Origin of the sequence: Pseudomonas sp. SLFW (assembly GCF_009905615.1) — a bacterium.
In the GTDB taxonomy this organism is placed as follows: domain Bacteria; phylum Pseudomonadota; class Gammaproteobacteria; order Pseudomonadales; family Pseudomonadaceae; genus Aquipseudomonas; species Aquipseudomonas bambusae.
Window position 1 is genome coordinate 1 of the sequence record NZ_JAAAKW010000049.1, and the last position, 2,334, is coordinate 2,334.

A 2,334-nucleotide genomic window follows, 5' to 3' on the forward strand; every position below is an offset into this window, starting at 1 on the left:
TCGTCACACCACATAACTCGTGGGAGTCGCCGGAGGAACGACGGCAGCGAAGAGGTCAGTACATCCGCTGCATCTCTTTCGCCTGAAACACCGCTTTCGCGGCCGTCGCACAGCTCCGGTTGCTCCTACAGGTTCAGCGCCAGGTCGCTATTGCGGGCAAATGCGTTCCTAGAGGTTAGAGGAAATCGCGAATGTCTCGCTCCAGCTTACGGCCCACAAAAATCGACACACTGAGCAACGCCAGAGAGAACGCCACCAGCACGCCAATCGACAACAAATGCGGCATTTCCCCGGTGATCAGCGCAGCACGATACGCAAGCACAAGATGGTAGAACGGGTTAAGCGCCACCAACTGCTGGATGAACCCCGGCAGGATGTTGGCCACGTACACAATCGGTGTCAGCCAGAACCACAGCTGCACCACCACGCCCACGATCTGCCCGATGTCGCGCATGAACACCGACAAGATCGCGCAGGTAATCCCCAGCGCGTACGCCAACAATTGCTGGCACAGGAAGATCGGAATCCACCACAGCAATGACCACGTGAAGTGAAAGTCGATGGCGATCAGGAAGATCATGAAAAAGCCGGTGGCGATCAGGTAGTGCACGGTTTCGCTCAGCACCACGTAGACCGGCAGGGTCCAGAGCGACATGCGCACCTTGCCGATGAGGTGGGCCTTGTCATGAAACACTTGGGTGATCCGGCTCAACGTGGCGGCGAAGCAGTTCCACGCCAACAGCCCGCTGACGAGGTAAACGCTGTAGCCCCAGCGGCCCAGGTCCTGGCCGAGACCACCCAGGCGCATGCCCATGATGTTCGAGAACACCAGGGTGAAAATAAGGATGTTGATCAGCGGCAGGATAAAGGTCCAGGCCGCGCCCAGCATCGAGGCAGAATGACGGTCAATCAGATCCTGGCGGGTAAAGTTGACGATCAGGTTCCAGTTCATTCAGGCAAATCCGGTACAAAAGGAAGGGGCAGAGGATACGCACTCTGCCCCCATAAAAACACCCGCCGCGACGCTCGAAACGTTAAGCGGCAGGCCCTGTTTCAGCGGCGGTCGGCGCGAGAGGCGCTGGCGCACGGGACGACTTCTTGAATTTCTTGCCGAGGGCAATCGAAGGCCGCTCCACCAACAAGTGAATGATCAGCGCCGCACCGATCACCGTCGCCGCCGTAATGGGCGCCACCACCCGCAGTTTCAGGCCGTGATCGAAGAGGATGCGCATCACCGAATAGCCGATCAGCGAGTGAACGATGTACAGCGGGTAACTGATGTCGGCCAGGAAATCCAACAAACGGAAGTTGCGGAAGTGGTTTCTCAGCAGGTAGGCGGCGCCGAAGATCATCAGCCCATATAAATAGTTGGGCGTGACGGCCCAGAACGCATCCGGCCATGGCGAGGCATTCCAGCCACCGAGGAACAACCCCAGCACCACGACGAACGCCAGGTAAAAGCGCACCAGGCTGATCAGCCCGTTGAACAGGTAGTTGAACAGCACGCCGATGAACATGAAACTCACGAACAGCATTTCGGTGCCCAGCGCTGTATGGCTGAATTTATTCACCGCGAAGATTAGCGCCGACGCGGCAATCAGTGGCCAGACTCGACCGGCCAGAATCAACGGCGCGATCAACGCGGCCACCAGGTAGAACTTGAGTTCGATGGCCAGCGTCCAGTTGACCAGGTCCACCGAAGGTGTGCCGGTCAGGGTATGAATCAGGAGCATGTTGCGCAGCACGGTGCCGAAATCCCACATGAAGGGATGGCCCCAATACCGGCACGACAGCCAGACCACTGTCAGCGCCAGCCCCACCGCGACGATGTAGGTGGGGTAAATACGGAAGAACCGCGCCGCGATAAACCGCAGTCGACCAGTGTGGTGCAGCGACATGGGGATGACGAAGCCGCTGATGGTGAAGAAGATCGCAACGCCCAGCGCGCCGAAATTCCAGTACGCGCCATTGATGAACGCGCCGATCCACGGTTGGTCGCCATCGGCAGGCGGCGCGCCGGTGTAGGCAGAAACAGCGTCCTTGGCTCGCCAGAACACACAGACAAGGTGCGACAGCACGACGAGCAGCGCCGCGATCCCCCTGAGCTGGTTGGCGAAAATGATCTTTGAACTGCCTTTCACGTTAAATCTCCGTATGACGCGAAACATCAGGTCTTGAAGGCGGCATCCCATGGGGTGATCGCTGGACATGCAGGTTTGACAGAAACATCCGACAAGCGAGGCGGAAGCTGGTGACAGAGCATGAAGCAGGATCGGTGGGAGCGAATGGACCGGGATTATAAGGCGCGGGGGGCCGGGGGGCCATGTAGAATTC

The 2,334-nt window shown here is 58.7% G+C and carries 2 protein-coding genes; both read right to left on the reverse strand.

What is annotated here, in order from left to right; genetic code table 11:
* Window positions 1-175: 175 nt before the first annotated feature.
* Window positions 176-952, reverse strand: a complete 777-nt coding sequence (locus tag GVN17_RS29415) for an ABC transporter permease (RefSeq protein WP_166598779.1) — start codon at window positions 950-952, stop codon at window positions 176-178.
* An 82-nt stretch (window positions 953-1,034) separates the two neighbouring features.
* Window positions 1,035-2,141, reverse strand: coding sequence for an acyltransferase (locus GVN17_RS29420; protein WP_166598780.1), 1,107 nt, complete (start codon window positions 2,139-2,141; stop codon window positions 1,035-1,037).
* Window positions 2,142-2,334: the final 193 nt, after the last annotated feature.

Coding starts and splice junctions, on each gene's coding strand:
- GVN17_RS29415 (WP_166598779.1), bottom strand. CDS start 952: ATGAACTGGAACCTGATCGTCAACTTTACCCGCCAGGATCTGATTGAC.